The sequence below is a fragment of the Sphingomonas vulcanisoli genome (genome assembly GCF_011761305.1).
GTDB classification, from domain to species: domain Bacteria; phylum Pseudomonadota; class Alphaproteobacteria; order Sphingomonadales; family Sphingomonadaceae; genus Sphingomonas_I; species Sphingomonas_I vulcanisoli.
Genome location: NZ_JAAOZC010000002.1, coordinates 208,263 through 222,407, shown reverse-complemented (window position 1 = coordinate 222,407; position 14,145 = coordinate 208,263). Strand labels below are relative to the sequence as shown.

General features: G+C 65.2%; 16 protein-coding genes. 4 read left to right on the top strand and 12 right to left on the bottom strand.

Going from position 1 to position 14,145, the window contains the following annotated elements; genetic code table 11:
* The first annotated feature begins 16 nt into the window (after window positions 1-16).
* The 3 genes from gyrB to FHS31_RS05100 all read left to right on the top strand — a co-directional run bounded on the left by gyrB (window position 17) and on the right by FHS31_RS05100 (window position 5,690).
* Window positions 17-2,491 carry a DNA topoisomerase (ATP-hydrolyzing) subunit B gene (gene gyrB, locus FHS31_RS05110; protein WP_167072288.1) on the top strand — a complete coding sequence of 825 codons (2,475 nt, stop codon included), beginning with the start codon at window positions 17-19 and terminating at the stop codon, window positions 2,489-2,491.
* A gap of 104 nt (window positions 2,492-2,595) precedes the next feature.
* Entirely contained in the window at window positions 2,596-3,465 is an 870-nt protein-coding gene (locus tag FHS31_RS05105; protein ID WP_167072287.1) for an aldose 1-epimerase family protein, read from the top strand.
* Between the two features lie 113 nt (window positions 3,466-3,578).
* Window positions 3,579-5,690, top strand: a complete 2,112-nt coding sequence (locus FHS31_RS05100) for a transglycosylase domain-containing protein (RefSeq protein WP_167072286.1) — start codon at window positions 3,579-3,581, stop codon at window positions 5,688-5,690.
* Window positions 5,691-5,722: 32 nt separating this feature from the next.
* Here FHS31_RS05100 and FHS31_RS05095 read toward each other — a convergent pair whose 3' ends face one another.
* The 3 genes from FHS31_RS05095 to FHS31_RS05085 are packed head-to-tail and all read right to left on the bottom strand — an operon-like array spanning window position 5,723 to window position 7,435.
* The gene (locus tag FHS31_RS05095) at window positions 5,723-6,445 is read right to left on the bottom strand and encodes a M48 family metallopeptidase (protein WP_425057198.1); all 723 of its coding nucleotides are present in this window, start codon (window positions 6,443-6,445) and stop codon (window positions 5,723-5,725) included.
* Window positions 6,414-6,845, bottom strand: a complete 432-nt coding sequence (locus FHS31_RS05090; RefSeq protein ID WP_208408565.1) for a YcgN family cysteine cluster protein — start codon at window positions 6,843-6,845, stop codon at window positions 6,414-6,416. The genes FHS31_RS05095 and FHS31_RS05090 overlap by 32 nt, the downstream gene beginning before the upstream one ends.
* Entirely contained in the window at window positions 6,842-7,435 is a 594-nt protein-coding gene (locus FHS31_RS05085; RefSeq protein WP_243843280.1) for an SCO family protein, read from the bottom strand. Before FHS31_RS05085 ends, FHS31_RS05090 begins: the two co-directional genes overlap by 4 nt.
* A 69-nt stretch (window positions 7,436-7,504) precedes the next feature.
* On the opposite strand from FHS31_RS05085, the gene FHS31_RS05080 reads away from it, so the two are divergent.
* Entirely contained in the window at window positions 7,505-8,110 is a 606-nt protein-coding gene (locus FHS31_RS05080) for an ankyrin repeat domain-containing protein (RefSeq protein WP_167072283.1), read from the top strand.
* Window positions 8,111-8,120: 10 nt separating this feature from the next.
* Here the strand turns inward: FHS31_RS05080 and FHS31_RS05075 are convergent, their stop codons facing one another.
* The 9 genes from FHS31_RS05075 to FHS31_RS05035 form a co-directional block, all read right to left on the bottom strand.
* Window positions 8,121-8,603, bottom strand: a complete 483-nt coding sequence (locus FHS31_RS05075; RefSeq protein WP_167072282.1) for an MmcB family DNA repair protein — start codon at window positions 8,601-8,603, stop codon at window positions 8,121-8,123.
* 49 nt (window positions 8,604-8,652) lie between these two features.
* Complete coding sequence (locus FHS31_RS05070) at window positions 8,653-8,976, bottom strand: DUF1491 family protein (protein WP_341786291.1); 324 nt, start codon at window positions 8,974-8,976, stop codon at window positions 8,653-8,655.
* 3 nt (window positions 8,977-8,979) lie between these two features.
* On the bottom strand, window positions 8,980-9,447 hold the full coding sequence (locus FHS31_RS05065) for a PTS sugar transporter subunit IIA (RefSeq protein WP_167072281.1): 468 nt from the start codon (window positions 9,445-9,447) through the stop codon (window positions 8,980-8,982).
* Between the two features lie 45 nt (window positions 9,448-9,492).
* A complete protein-coding gene (hpf, locus tag FHS31_RS05060) occupies window positions 9,493-10,077 on the bottom strand; it encodes a ribosome hibernation-promoting factor, HPF/YfiA family (protein ID WP_167072280.1) in 585 nt (194 codons plus the stop codon).
* 63 nt (window positions 10,078-10,140) lie between these two features.
* Window positions 10,141-10,839 (bottom strand): DNA polymerase III subunit epsilon, encoded by a 699-nt coding sequence (gene dnaQ, locus FHS31_RS05055; protein WP_167072279.1) that lies wholly within the window; start codon window positions 10,837-10,839, stop codon window positions 10,141-10,143.
* A 7-nt stretch (window positions 10,840-10,846) separates the two neighbouring features.
* The gene (gene coaE, locus FHS31_RS05050; protein WP_167072278.1) at window positions 10,847-11,437 is read right to left on the bottom strand and encodes a dephospho-CoA kinase; all 591 of its coding nucleotides are present in this window, start codon (window positions 11,435-11,437) and stop codon (window positions 10,847-10,849) included.
* On the bottom strand, window positions 11,434-12,291 hold the full coding sequence (gene aroE, locus FHS31_RS05045; protein ID WP_341786290.1) for a shikimate dehydrogenase: 858 nt from the start codon (window positions 12,289-12,291) through the stop codon (window positions 11,434-11,436). The genes coaE and aroE overlap by 4 nt, the downstream gene beginning before the upstream one ends.
* Window positions 12,292-12,405: 114 nt before the next feature.
* On the bottom strand, window positions 12,406-12,999 hold the full coding sequence (locus tag FHS31_RS05040; RefSeq protein WP_167072276.1) for a Maf family protein: 594 nt from the start codon (window positions 12,997-12,999) through the stop codon (window positions 12,406-12,408).
* Window positions 12,996-13,817 carry a pyruvate, water dikinase regulatory protein gene (locus FHS31_RS05035; RefSeq protein ID WP_167072275.1) on the bottom strand — a complete coding sequence of 274 codons (822 nt, stop codon included), beginning with the start codon at window positions 13,815-13,817 and terminating at the stop codon, window positions 12,996-12,998. Before FHS31_RS05035 ends, FHS31_RS05040 begins: the two co-directional genes overlap by 4 nt.
* Between the last annotated feature and the right edge of the window lie 328 nt (window positions 13,818-14,145).

Genomic DNA, 14,145 nt, shown 5'->3' with positions numbered 1-14,145 from the left:
TCCCTATATGCTCGCTATGGCAACAGACCCTACTCAGAACGCTTACGGCGCCGATTCCATCAAGGTGCTCAAGGGCCTCGATGCGGTGCGCAAGCGCCCCGGCATGTATATCGGCGATACCGACGATGGTTCGGGCCTCCACCATATGGTGTTCGAGGTTTCGGACAATGCGATCGACGAGGCGCTGGCGGGCCATTGCGACCGGATCGTCATCCAGCTGAATGCCGATGGATCGGTTTCAGTCGAGGACAATGGCCGGGGCATCCCGACCGGCATCCATGCCGAGGAAGGCGTTTCCGCCGCCGAGGTCATCATGACACAGCTCCATGCCGGCGGTAAGTTCGACAACACCAATGACGCCAATGCCTACAAGGTTTCGGGCGGGCTCCACGGCGTCGGCGTGTCCGTGGTCAACGCGCTCAGCGAGTTCCTCGATCTGACGATCTGGCGGGACGGGCAGGAGCATTATATGCGCTTCGCCCATGGCGATGCCGTCGCCCCGCTCAAGCTGGTCGGCCCGGCGCCCGCAGGCAAGAAGGGCACCCGGGTCACCTTCCTGCCGTCCCCTGAAACCTTCAAGATCACCGAGTTCGATTTCGAGAAGCTAGAGCATCGCTATCGCGAACTCGCCTTCCTGAACTCCGGCGTGCGCCTGTTCCTGATCGATGCGCGCCACGCCGAGCGCAAGGAGATCGAACTGTTCTACGAAGGCGGCATCGCGGCCTTCGTGAAGTACCTCGATCGCGCGAAATCGCCGCTCTTTCCCGATCCGATCGCTGTCCACGGCCAGCGCGACGATGTCGGCATCGATGTCGCACTGGAGTGGAATGATTCTTACTACGAAAACGTCCTGCCGTTCACCAACAACATCCCGCAGCGCGACGGCGGTACGCACCTCGCCGCCTTCCGCGCCGCACTGACGCGCACGCTCAACAATTATGCCGAGAAGAGCGGCATGTTGAAGAAGGAGAAGGTGACGCTCACCGGCGATGACATGCGCGAGGGGCTAACCGCGATCGTCTCGGTCAAGCTGCCCGATCCCAAATTCTCGTCGCAGACCAAGGACAAGCTCGTTTCGTCCGAGGTGCGCCAGCCGCTCGAAAGCCTGATCGCCGACAAGCTTGCCGAATGGCTCGAGGAGAATCCTGCCCACGGCAAATCGATCATCCAGAAGGTAATCGACGCCGCCGCCGCGCGTGAGGCGGCCAAGAAAGCGCGCGAGCTGACCCGCCGCAAGGGGGTGATGGATATCGCATCGCTCCCCGGCAAGCTTGCCGATTGCCAGGAGCGCGATCCCGCCAAGTGCGAACTGTTCCTGGTGGAGGGTGATTCCGCCGGCGGCTCCGCCAAACAGGGCCGCGACCGCAACATCCAGGCGATCCTGCCCTTGAAGGGCAAGATCCTCAACGTCGAACGCGCGCGCTTCGATCGGATGCTGTCCTCGAAGGAGGTCGGTACGCTGATCCAGGCGATGGGCACCGGCATCGGCCGCGACGATTTCAATATCGAGAAGCTGCGCTATCATAAGATCGTGATCATGACGGACGCCGATGTCGACGGCGCCCATATCCGCACGCTGCTGCTGACCTTTTTCTATCGCCACATGCGTGAGATCATCGATCGCGGGCACCTCTACATCGCGCAGCCCCCGTTGTTCAAAGTCGCCAAAGGCCGGTCGGAGGTTTATCTCAAGGATGCCGCCGCCCTCGACGCCTATCTGGTCGATGCGGGGATCAACGGCGTGATGCTGGAGAGCGCCGACGGCAATCGCGCGGGCGAGGATCTCCGTAGCCTCGTCGATCATGCCGAACGCATGGGCCGGCTGATGGCCTATGTGCCGCGCCGTTATGATTTGGGGCTGATCGAGGCGCTGGCGCTGGCGGGCGCTTTCGATCCTGCCGGCGACAAGGCGGCGGCCGCGCCCGAGGTAGCGACGTGGCTCAACCGCGCCGATCCCGACGCCAAATGGACGGTCGAGGCGACGGGCGAGGGCGGCTTCCATGCCCGGCGCCTCTGGCGCGGGGTGACCGATCATCATGTCGTCGATGCCGCATTGGTACAGTCGGCCGAGGCGCTGCGCCTTCACGCGCTCGCCGGCGAACAGGCCGAGGCCTACACCCATGAGGCCCGGCTGGTCGCGTTGCGTGGGGCCGAGAAAGTCGAGACCCCGGTCGAAGACGAGGAGACGCCCGCCGTCGTCACCGATCCCAAGGGCAAGCGCGTCACCCGCCCATCCGAGCTGCTGGAAGCGATCCTCGTCGCCGGCCGCAAGGGCCTTGCCGTCGCGCGCTACAAGGGCCTTGGCGAAATGAACGCCGAGCAGCTGTGGGAAACCACGCTCGATCCTTCGAACCGCTCGATGCTCCGCGTCGAAGTCGCGCAGGCCGATATGGCCGACGAGATTTTCACCCGGCTGATGGGCGACGTGGTCGAACCACGGCGCGAGTTCATCCAGGAAAACGCGCTGTCGGTGGAAAATCTGGACGTTTGATCCGCTGAAAGCCGTTCGTGCTGAGCCTGTCGAAGCACTGCCCTTCATTCCCGCGTTAAAAGAAGTACGGCCCTTCGACAGGGTCAGGGCGAACGGAGGCGGAAATGTCTGAGATAGTTTCGATCAAAGGCGCTGGCCTCGCAGCCGAGATCAACCCGCTCGGTGCCGAGCTGCACGCATTGCGCGATGCAGATGGACGCGATTTGCTCTGGGATGGCGATCCGGCCTTCTGGACCGGCCGCGCACCGATCCTGTTCCCGGTGATCGGCTGCGTGAACGGCGGCGTTATCCGCGTCGATGGCAAAGAATATCCGATGGCCAAGCACGGCTTCGCACGGCGGCGGCACTTCACGGTGATCGCTCAGGACGAAGGCTCGGCCACATTCAGCCTCGCCGACGACGACGAAACCCGCAAGAGTTACCCTTTCGCATTCCGGCTCGACATCCGTTTCGCGATCGAGGGCGAGGCGCTGACGCTGACCGCCACCGCGCACAACCTCGGCGATACGCCGATGCCGGCCAGCTTCGGCTTCCACCCGGCGCTCCGTTGGCCGCTGCCCTATAGCGGCGCGCGCGCCGATCACCGCATCCGCTTCGATGCCGTCGAGCCCGAGCCGATCCGCCGTATCGATGGCGATGGCTTCCTCCGCCCGGCGCCGGTGCCGAGCCCGATCGAAGGCGATACGCTGACGATCCGCGACGATCTCTTCTCCGACGATGCGGTGATTCTCGATGCGCCGCACGCGCGCGGGCTGGCCTATGGCGCACCCGGCACACCCGGCCTGCGCGTCGAATGGGATCTGCCCCAGCTCGGCATCTGGACCAAACCTGGCGCACCCTATCTTTGCATCGAGCCGTGGGCGGGGATCGCCGATCCGGAGGGGTTTGTTGGCGACATTTTCGATAAGCCTGGAATTGTCGCGATCCCCGCCGGCGAATCGCACAGCTTTTCGATGAAAATCGCCCGCGATTGATACTTTCCGGCACCGGGAGGATTTGGGTGCGGTTCATCTGCGCCAGCTAAAAAGGCTCTTGTGCCCGCAGCTTGTGACAACCCCGCCTTTGCCTGTATCGGGGCGCGCATCGCATGCCCGCCGCCACACCTCCCGCGCCCAGACGCTCCGCCCCTGACAGCCGTATCCGCCGCATGATCCGGATCGCGCTGCGCATCCTGCTGTTCGGTCTGCTCGGGGCGATCGTCGCGCTGCTCATCGCGGTGTTCGTCACCGCATCGACGCTGCCGAGCTTCCAGGATCTGATGCAGAAGCCCAACGGCCAGACCGTGCGCGTCCACGCCGCCGACGGCACGTTGATCGTCGCGCTCGGGCCGAGCTATGGCGACTGGCTGACCTATGACAAAATCCCGTCGACGATGCGCGATGCGATCGTCGCGGTCGAGGATCGCCGCTTTTACAGCCATTGGGGCATCGATCCGGTTGGTGTCGCGCGCTCGGTCTATGTCGCGCGGCGGCTGAAGGCCGAGGGACGCCGCCTGCAGGGCGCCTCGACGATCACCCAGCAGCTGGCGCGCAACATCTTCCTGTCGAGCGCCTATAATTACGGCCGCAAGGTGCGCGAGGCGATCATCGCGCTGGCGCTGGAGCGCAAGTTCACCAAGCAGCAGATTCTCGAGCTCTACCTCAACCGCGTCTATTTCGGCGGCGGCTCCTATGGCGTCGATGCCGCGAGCCGGAAGTTCTTCGGCCATTCCGGCGATCATATGAGCCTGGCCGAGGCGGCGATCGTCGCGGGCCTGGTCAAGGCGCCATCGCATTATTCGCCCTCGGCCGATCCGCAGGCCTCGGTCGATCGCGCCAATGTCGTGCTCGATGTGATGCAGGATGCCGGCGCGATCACGCCAGCGCAGGCCAAGGCCGCGCATCCCGAGCAGGTGCAGTTCGCGCCCGAGCCCAAGCAGAACAGCGTCCGCTATTTCACCGATTGGGCACTCGCCCAGCTCGATACGTTGGTCGACGAGCAGACCGCGCCGCTCGACGTTTGGACGACGCTCGACCTCAAGATGCAGAAGGCGGCGGACGACGCGATCCGCGCCAATACGCCCAAGGATCTGCAGGGCGCCTTGATCTCGATGGAGAATGACGGCGCGGTGCGCGCGATGGTCGGCGGCACCGATTATGTCACCTCGATCTACAACCGCACCACGCAATCGCAGCGCCAGCCGGGATCGTCGTTCAAGTTGTTCGTCTATCTGGCGGCGCTGGAAGCGGGCGTGAAGCCCAGCGATCCGGTGACCGACGAGCCGATCACGATCGACGGCTGGAGCCCGCGCAATAGCTCGCGTCGCTTCCTCGGCGATATCGACGTGCGCAACGCCTTTGCGCTTTCGATCAACACCGTGGCGGCCAAGCTCGGCCAGCGCGTCGGCTTCGAGCAGGTCGCGAATATGGCGCACCGCTTCGGCATCACCACCCCGATCAACACGCACCCTTCGATGGTGCTCGGCACATCGGATGTGCGGCTGATCGACATGACGCGCGCCTTCGCCAGCGTTTCCAACAACGGCAATGCCGTGACGCCTTATGGCATCCTCAAGGTGACGACCACCGACGGCACGGTGATCTACCAGCATGATGCGGGCGAACCGCGCGTGCTGGTCGCGCCCTATGTCGCCGCCGAGATGACCGATCTGCTCCAGACCGCGGTTAACACCGGCACGGCGCGCGCCGCGCAGATCGGCCGCCCCGTGGCGGGCAAGACGGGCACCACCACCTCCAACAAGGATGGCTGGTTCCTCGGCTTCTCGTCAGGGCTGACGACCGGCGTATGGATGGGCCGCGACGATGCCAAAGCGGTGCCGGGCATGCAGGGCGGCCGCAATCCGGCACAGGCTTTTGCCGCTTACATGCGAGTCGCGCTGCAGCCGCGCCCGGTCGAAAAATTCCAGACCGACGTCACGCTGCCCGAATGGCAGCTCGAGCCCGACGATGAGGCATATTATGGCAATCCCGATCAGGCGTTCGGGAATGAGGGTGCGCCGCAGGAAGGCGATCAGCCCGCGCCCAAGGAGGATGTCGCCCCTCAGAATCCGGACGAGATTGACGATCGCGGCCCGCCGGCCGAACGGCCCCAGCGCCAGCGGCAGTCCGATGGCGATAAGCCGCCGCAGCTCGATCAGAAATGGCTGGATGGAGTGCTCGGCAACCGGCGGCAGCCGCAGCCTCAAGAACAGCCGCACTGATCTCAAGCCCCTCCCCTTTAGGGGAGGGGCTTTTAGCGCCCGATAGCGTGGAGCGTATGGCCGTGCTTCTTGAGCCAGCCGCGTTCCTGCTTGGGTTCGTGCCCCAGCAACTCCGCCACGGCGCGATGGAAGTCCGGGCCGTGGTGCATGTGGAGGCGATGCGCCACTTCATGCGCGACCGTGGCGATGCGCACCTCGGCGGGGGCGAGGATCAGACGCCAGCTGTAGCGGATGTCACCGGAAGAGGTGCAGCTGCCCCAGCGGCTCTTGGGATCGCCGATGCCGACGCGGCCGATCGTCACCCCCGCCTTGCCGGCCAGGAATCGCGTTTCGTCCTCCAGCCGCTCCAGCGCCTCGCTCCGCAGCCAGCGCAGCGTTCGCGCGGCCAGATGCGCCTCGGGACCGCCGACGAGCAGCCGATCGCCGTCGATCGCCACCTTGCGCCCCTGATCCGCCGCCCACACCAGGGTCAGCGGCTTGCCCTCGAACGGCACGATCGCGCCCGGCGCCAGCGGCGTCGTCACCGGCAATGCGCCGAGCTGCGCCTCGATCCAGCCGCGCTTGCTCTCGACCCAGGCCATCGCCTGCTTGAGCGAGGCGCGCGTCGGCAGCGTGAGACGCACCGCGCCATCGCGCGGATCGACGATCAGCCGCATCGATCGCGCGCGCGGGGAGCGGCGGACCTGCAGCACCGCCGTCCGCCCGCCGCCCGAAAAGCTCAGCTCAGAGCGCGCGGTCGACCAGGTGAAATTCAAGCTCGCCCGCCTCATCCTCGCTCACCGTCCAGCCGCGCGTCGAGATGCCGGCACGATGCACGCTCTCGGGATCGCCGCTGATCAGATGGTGCCATTCCGGCAGCGGCTGTCCCTCGGCCACCAGCCGATAGGCACAGGTGGAAGGCAGCCAGTCCAGTGTTTCGAGCTTGGCGGGCGTCAGTTGCACGCAATCGGGCACGAAGCGTTTGCGGTTCCGGTAATCGGTGCAGCGGGCATTGCGGCGATCGAGCAGGCGACAGGCGACGTTGGTCGGGTAGATCTCGCCGGTTTCCTCGTCTTCCAACTTGTGCAGGCAGCATTTGCCGCAGCCGTCGCACAGTGCCTCCCATTCGCCGCGATCCATCGCGGCGAGCGGCTTTTCCTCCCAATAGCGGTTCATCGTACCCACTGCTTGAGCGTCGCCGCCACTTGCGCCGCATCGGCGTCCACCGGCACCAGCGCGATCGGCTGGCCATCCGGGCCGAACAGGATCGCGGCGGTGCTGTGCTGCATCAGGTAGCCGGTAGCACCCTTCGTCGGCGCCTGCTTGCTGAACGGCGCGGCATAATCCTTGGCGACGGCGGCGATCTGCGCCTCGCTGCCGGTCAAACCGATCAATCGTGGGCTGAAGGCGCGGACGAAGGTCTTTAGCACCGGCGGCGTATCGCGGGCGGGATCGACCGTGATGAAGATCGGCTGCACCTTGGCGGCGCGCACGGGATCCTCCTGCTCCAATTGCTTCAGGCCCTTGGCCAGCACCTGCATATCGGTCGGGCAGACATCGGGGCAGAAAGTGTAGCCGAAATAGATGATCGGATACCGCCCCTTGAGCGACGCGCTGGAGAAGGGGTGCCCATCCTGGTCCGTCAGGGTGAAGGGGCCGCCGATGCGCGCGCCGGTGAGCGGCGGTCTGGCATCCGGGCCCGCCGAATGGCAGGCGGCAAGGCCGAGCATCGCGCCCAGCGCGACGGCGGAAACGAGCTTGTTCATGGCGCGCTCAATCATGCTTTGCTACCGAGGATCCGAAAGCCGCGCGAGGCGGCGTGACGGGAGCATCATATGGGGCCCTTCGGCCGATTTGTCATGGCCGCAGCGGCCTGCGCGCTCACCGCACCCGCGATGGCGCAGTTTTCGGACAGCTTCTCATTCCTGCAGGGCGTGAAGGACCGTGACGGCGACAAGGTGATTCCGATCCTCAACAAGGCCGGAAACCAGGTCATCAACACGCGCGACCCCAATACCGGGGAGACCGCGCTGCACATCGTCATCAAGAAGCATGACGAAACCTGGCTCGTCTTCCTGCTCCAGAAAGGCGCATCGCCCAATATCAAGGATCGGCAGGGTAATACCCCGCTGATGATCGCGGCGCAGACCGGCGATGCCGATGCGGCGCGCGTGCTGATCGCGGTCGGCGCCACGCTCAACACGGTCAACGACAGCGGTGAGACGCCTCTCATCCGGGCTGTGCTCAATCGCGATGTGACGATGGCGAGCTTGTTGGTCCAGGGCGGTGCCGATCCCACGATCCGCGATACGCTGCAGGGCAAGAGTGCGGCCGATTATGCCAACGAGGACAAGCGCTCGACGGCGATCGCCAAGTTGCTCCAGACCGCCAAGCCCAAGGGCCCGAGCGCGACGGTCGCGGGGCCGGTGGCGCCGCAGTGATGCGGCTCGCTTAATCGAGCCCCGCCAACCCCGGATCGAGCCCACCCAGCAGACGCTGCGCCGCGCGGCGGGCGAAACGCAGCGTTTCGGTCTTGCGCCGCGCCGCCGCCAGTGGCCGCAGCGCCGGCTCGCGCAGCACGGCGGCATCGTAGCGGTCGGCGACGATCAGGCCGCAGACTTCGGGAAGGAAGTGGTCCTCGTCGAACGGCTCCAGCCCAAAGCCAGAGGGCACCGCCCAGAAATAGCGGTCGCAATAATCGAGATACTCCCGCCACTTGCCATCACCGCGCAGATCGGCGCGGCTGACCTTGATCTCGACAATAGTGATGCAGCCCTTGGCATCCAGCGCCATCAGATCGGCGCGGCGGTTGTTGCCGAGCGGCACTTCGCACAGCGCGATCAGGTCCTGCCGATAGAAAAGCCGCGCCACTCCGCGCGCAACATCGGCCGCGATCAGCGGGGCGTCGTCGAAGCAATTCGGCAGGCTGGCCATGGACGGTGTATAGAACGAGAGGGGAACGGAAACCAGCCCTGCTGGCTTGTTAGCTCAGCATCTCCAGCGCAATTCGCCGCGCATCGGCATGATCTAATTCGACGATCCACAGATCGGGATCATTTTTCCGCCGCCGTTTGAGATAAGCATCTCGCTCGGCCGGATCGGCAGGGCCGCCGTCGTTCCAGCCATAGCCATCGATCCCCAACGTGCGCTCGATCAGCGCGGTCGGTACACCACGGTCGGCCAGTAGCAGGATGATCGCGCCCGCAGTGGCGTCACCCTTGGCGAGCACCATGCCGCTTCCGCCTTCCTCCTCGATCCGCCGGATCAGCGCGGTGACGAGCAGCCCGCTGGCGAGCCGCGCCGCCACGATTCAGGCGGCGTCGCGCGTATCGTTGGCGGCGAAGAGCGCGTAGAGCGCATCGGGCGAGCCCGCGCCGCGCAGCTTGGCGAGGAAACCGCGATCGCGCAGCCGCCGGCTGACCCGCGACAGCGCTTTCAGATGTTCGACTCCGGCATCGGGCGGCGACAGCAGCAGGAAGACGAGATCGACGGGCATATCGTCGATCGCCTGATAATCGATCGGCGTCGCCAGCCGGGCGAAGGCGCCGACGACATGGGACAAGCCATCGATCTTGCCGTGCGGGATGGCGATGCCGCCGCCGAAGCCAGTGGAGCCCAGCCGCTCGCGCTCGGTCAGCCGCTCGACGATCAGCTTGGCATCGAGCCCTGATTCGCGCGCGGCGACGGCGGCGAGCTGCTGGAACAGCGCCTTCTTGTTGGGCACGGCGAGGCCCGCGAGCACCCTATCCGACCCGACAATGTCAGAGAAATCGTCCATCACCACCCGCTAACCGGCCCCATATAGGAAGGCACGCGCCGAATATCAGGCACGTTGCGGCTCGACCCAGCCGATCGTGCCATCACCCCGCCGATAGACCATATTGAACGCCCCGGTGCCCATATTCTTAAACAGCAAGGCATTGGTATTGCGGAGATCGAGCATCATCACCGCATCGGAAACGCTGGCTTCGGGAACATCGACGCGGGTTTCGGCGATGATCGGCGGCGCATCGCCCACCACTTCGTCGCCGTCGCCATCAACGGCGAACACGGTGTAGCCGGCATCGGCGCTGATCTCGCCGGGAAGGGAGGCGGCGGCGCCGTTGGAAGCATGCTTGTTCTTGAGCCGGCGCATGTAGCGGCGCAGCTGCGATTCGATGCGCTCGGCGGCCTGATCGAAGGCGGGATGCGCCTCGCTGCCCTGGCCCGATCCTTTCAGGATCACGCCCTGCATGACATGCGCAACGATATCGCAGGTGAACATGCCGTGCGGCCCATTGCCGAAGGTGACGTGCGCGGAGATGCTGCGCGAAAAATATTTGTCGGCGATCGCCTGGAGGCGGTCATCGACATGCGCGCGCAACGCATCTCCCGTATCGACCTGGTGGCCCGAGACACGGATATCCATCTTATGTTCTCCTTGGTCAGCCGGAGCCGAAGCGTGCGCCACAAGCGCATGCGCCGGGGAAGGTCAAGCCGCTGCGGATAGCTCGGTCCAAAGCGGTGCAACCAACGTCGCTATAAACGCCGCGTGGCGGGCGAGTTCCTCGTCGCTTGCGGCATGGGGGCGGGGCGCGCGGATCGGGCGATCGACGGCGGGAGCCGTGGCCTGGATCGCCGCGCCAATGCCCGGATCGGCGGCCAGCGAGAAACCGATCTGGCGGCCGCCCGAAAGCTCGACATAGACCTGAGACAGCAATTGCGCATCGAGCAGCGCGCCATGCTTGATCCGCTGGCTGCGATCGATCCCATAGCGCGTGCACAGCGCATCTAGGCTGTGCTTGGCGCCCGGGTGGCGCGTGCGGGCCAGCGCCAGCGTATCGATCATCCGGCTCAGGCAGATAGGATCATAGCCGCAGGCGGCGAGCTCCCAATTGAGAAAGCCGAAATCGAAATGCGCGTTGTGCGCGATCAGCGGGCTATCGCCGATAAATTCGAGCAAATCGGCGACGATCTCGGGGAAACGCGGCTTATCCGAGAGAAAATGGATCGAGAGGCCGTGGACTGCCTCCGCTTCACTCGGGATATGGCGATCAGGGTTGAGATAGCGGTGAAATTCGCGTCCGGTCTCGACCTTGTTGACCAGTTCGACACAGCCGATCTCGACGAGGCGGTGGCCGTCGTTGGGGTTAAGGCCGGTGGTTTCGGTATCGAAGGCGATCTCGCGCATCGCCTTTCTATCTGCCCCTCCGCGCCGCCAAGCAAGCAAGGATCGCACGAACCGAGGCGCGGGTCTGGCCAATCGTGCCGCCGGTGGGGATGACGAAGTCAGCGGAACGGCGCTTGACCGCATCAGGCACCTGAATCGCCCGGATTCGTGCGAATTTCGCGGGCGTCATGCCGGGCCGGGCGAGCACGCGCCGGCGCTGTTTCCAGGCCGGTGCCGAAACCACCAGGACCGCATCGAGCCGACGATGGCCGCCCGTTTCGAACAACAGCGGGATATCGAGCACCGCGATCGGACGCGAGCGATAGCGGCGCAGGAAGAGCCTGCGCGACCGCGCGACCGCTGGGTGGACCAGCGCCTCCAACCGCGCGAGCGCGGCAGCGTCGCCAAACACGGCCGCCCCCAACGCTGGGCGATCGACGCCGGATGCGCTGGTGGTTCCGGGAAACATCGCCTCGATCGCCTGGATCAGCAATCCGCCCGGCCCCTGCAGGCGCCGCACCTCGGCATCAGCATCGAAAACCGGGATGCCCTGCCGACGCAGCATTTCGGCGACCGTCGACTTGCCCATGCCGATCGATCCAGTGAGCCCGACGATCATGCGGTGAGCAACGCCCTGAGCGCCGCATCGCTTTCGGGATCGGCGGGCGCAGGCTGGCCGAAAAAAAGCTCGAACGCGCGCCGTGCCTGGCCGATCAGCATCGCCAGCCCGTCGATCGTCGGATGGCCACGCCCTCGCGCCTCGGCCAGCAGCGGGGTCTCGAGTGGCGCATAGACGGCATCATAGACGATCGCGCCCGGCGGAACGTCGCTGAAGTCGAGCGGCAAAGGCGGTTGCCCCGTCATGCCGAGCGAGGTCGCGTTGACGACCAGATCAAGTCGTCCCTCGGTGTCCTTCCAATCGAAGGCGAGGGGATCGGCGAAGGATGCGAGCGCGGCAGCATGGACATGGCCCGCCGCAAACTCGCCCGCCAGCGCTTCCGCCTTGGTGAGATCGCGCGCGATCAGGATCAACGTGAAGCCTTCGTCCCAAAGCGCATGCGCAACCGCCCGCGCGGCGCCGCCGGTGCCGAAGATGCGCGCGGTGCGGAGCAGATGCTGTTCAGCAAGGCGGGGCCGGAGCGGTTCGAGGAAGCCAGCGGCATCGGTGTTGGTGCCGAACAGGCCTTCGGGCGGGGCGACGATCGTGTTCACCGCGCCGATCTTGGCAGCGATCGGATCGATCACGTCGAGGTGGGACATCACCGCCAGCTTGTGCGGAATGGTGACATTGCATCCGCGCCAGTCGGGATCGGCGCGGCGTTCAGCGAGAAAGGCGGCGAGCTGATCGGGGAAAACGTGCGTCTTGCGATAATCGCCCCCGATGCCGAGCCGATCGAGCCAGAACCTGTGGATCAGCGGCGATTTGGAATGCGCGATCGGATCGCCGATCACTTCGGCATATGGCTCAGTCACGAACCGAATTCCCATCGTCACCCCGGACGTGTTCCGGGGTCCACCTATCCTCAAGCTCCGGAATTCGTGGTGGGGTGGACCCCGGAACACGTCTGGGGTGACGAGGAAGACCAGTCACGCCGGCAGCGCTCCGCGATCGCGCAGCCAAGCGAGCAGTGGCAACAGCGGCAGTCCCATGATCGTAAACTGGCTACCCTCGATCTTGGCGAACAGCTGCGCCCCCAGTCCCTCGATCCGATAGCCGCCGACGCAGCCACCGATCGCGGGCCACTCGGCACCGAGATAGGATTGGAGAAAGTCGTCCGAGAAATCGCGCATCGTCATCTTCGCCACATCGACGTGGCGCCATATCGGCTGGCCGCCCTGCGCCGCGACGATCGCGCTGGACAGGCGATGCGTCGTCCCGCGCAGGCCTTTCAGTTGCGCCTCGGCATCCACGCGGCTTTCCGCTTTATCGAGCAAAGCGCCATCCGCAGTCTCCACCGTCGAATCGCAGCCGAGCACGATCGCCTGTGGATGGCGCAGCGAAAGCTTGACCGCTTTGAGCTCGGCCAAAGCGTCGGCGAGATCGCGGCCGCTCAGCCCGACCAGCGATGCCTTCGCCGCCTCCTCATCCACCCCCGGTGATTCGGCACGGAACGACACGCCCGCCGCGGTCAGCATCGCCCGGCGCGACGCCGATTGCGATGCGAGAACGATGTCCGTCACACCACCGTTCCTTCGGGGTGCCTTTCGCCGATCAGGTTGATGATCGCCGCCGCCGTCTCCTCGATCGACCGCCGGGTCACGTCGATCACCGGCCAGCCCTGATCGGCGAACATCCGCCGCGCGAAGGCGAGCTCGCGCGCCACCGCTTCCTGATCGACATAGGCCGTATCGGGCGCCTGGTTGAGGGAGAGCAGGCGGTTGCGGCGGATCTGGATCAACCGATCGGGGCTGGTGGTGAGCCCCACCACCAAGGGCTTTTCGAGATGGTAGAGGATGTCCGGCGGGGGGCTCTCGACCACCAGCGGGATGTTGGCAACCTTATAGCCCCGATTGGCGAGATAGATGCTGGTTGGCGTCTTCGAGCAGCGCGACACGCCCGCCAGCACGATATCGGCCTCCTCCCAATCCTCGGGCGCAATGCCGTCATCATGGGCGATCGTGAACTGAATGGCGTCGACGCGCGCGAAATAGGCTTCGTCCAGCGTATGCTGGCGGCCAGGCTTGGTCTTGGCCTCCTGGCCGAGCAGGCGCTGCAACGCCTCGGTCACCGGATCGAGGGCGGCGACATGCGGCAGGCCCGCGATGCGGCAGCGATGCTCCAGCGTGCGCCGCACATCCGAATTGACCAATGTGTAGATGATCAGTCCCGGCCGCTGCAGGATCTCGCCGAGCACGCGATCGAGATGGCCTTCGGAGCGCACCATCGGCCAGAAATGCTTGATGGTCTCGACGCCATCGAACTGGGCGATCCCCGCCTTGGCGATCGCCTCCAGCGTCTCGCCTGTGGAATCCGAGAGGAGATGCAGGTGCAGGCGCATCGTTTCGCTTCAGGTCCGCCTGTGGAAAAGCATGGGGGCAGCGCTAGCGGAAGCGCGTGGGCGGCGGCAAGCGATCCGATCGGCCCCCGCCTTGCAAATTTCATGCAGGAGCCCATCCACAGGGGATCAACAATTGGCCATAGCCTGTGGATAATGGGAGTCTGTGTGACGACTCGCGGAACTTGCAGGGCTTTCCCGGAGTCAAGCTGTTGGCAAAAAAGCGCGGGGTGAATAAACCCCGCTTCCCGGCTGCCTACTAGATTCAACAGAATCCTTTTAAAACTCTTAGATCAGTAAAGGGATGCATGGCCGACCCGGTCCGGACACG

Coding starts and splice junctions, on each gene's coding strand:
- gyrB (WP_167072288.1), top strand. CDS start 17: ATGGCAACAGACCCTACTCAGAACGCTTACGGCGCCGATTCCATCAAG.
- FHS31_RS05105 (WP_167072287.1), top strand. CDS start 2,596: ATGTCTGAGATAGTTTCGATCAAAGGCGCTGGCCTCGCAGCCGAGATC.
- FHS31_RS05100 (WP_167072286.1), top strand. CDS start 3,579: ATGCCCGCCGCCACACCTCCCGCGCCCAGACGCTCCGCCCCTGACAGC.
- FHS31_RS05090 (WP_208408565.1), bottom strand. CDS start 6,845: ATGAACCGCTATTGGGAGGAAAAGCCGCTCGCCGCGATGGATCGCGGC.
- FHS31_RS05085 (WP_243843280.1), bottom strand. CDS start 7,435: ATGAACAAGCTCGTTTCCGCCGTCGCGCTGGGCGCGATGCTCGGCCTT.
- FHS31_RS05080 (WP_167072283.1), top strand. CDS start 7,505: ATGGGGCCCTTCGGCCGATTTGTCATGGCCGCAGCGGCCTGCGCGCTC.
- FHS31_RS05075 (WP_167072282.1), bottom strand. CDS start 8,603: ATGGCCAGCCTGCCGAATTGCTTCGACGACGCCCCGCTGATCGCGGCC.
- FHS31_RS05065 (WP_167072281.1), bottom strand. CDS start 9,447: ATGGACGATTTCTCTGACATTGTCGGGTCGGATAGGGTGCTCGCGGGC.
- hpf (WP_167072280.1), bottom strand. CDS start 10,077: ATGGATATCCGTGTCTCGGGCCACCAGGTCGATACGGGAGATGCGTTG.
- dnaQ (WP_167072279.1), bottom strand. CDS start 10,839: ATGCGCGAGATCGCCTTCGATACCGAAACCACCGGCCTTAACCCCAAC.
- coaE (WP_167072278.1), bottom strand. CDS start 11,437: ATGATCGTCGGGCTCACTGGATCGATCGGCATGGGCAAGTCGACGGTC.
- FHS31_RS05035 (WP_167072275.1), bottom strand. CDS start 13,817: ATGCGCCTGCACCTGCATCTCCTCTCGGATTCCACAGGCGAGACGCTG.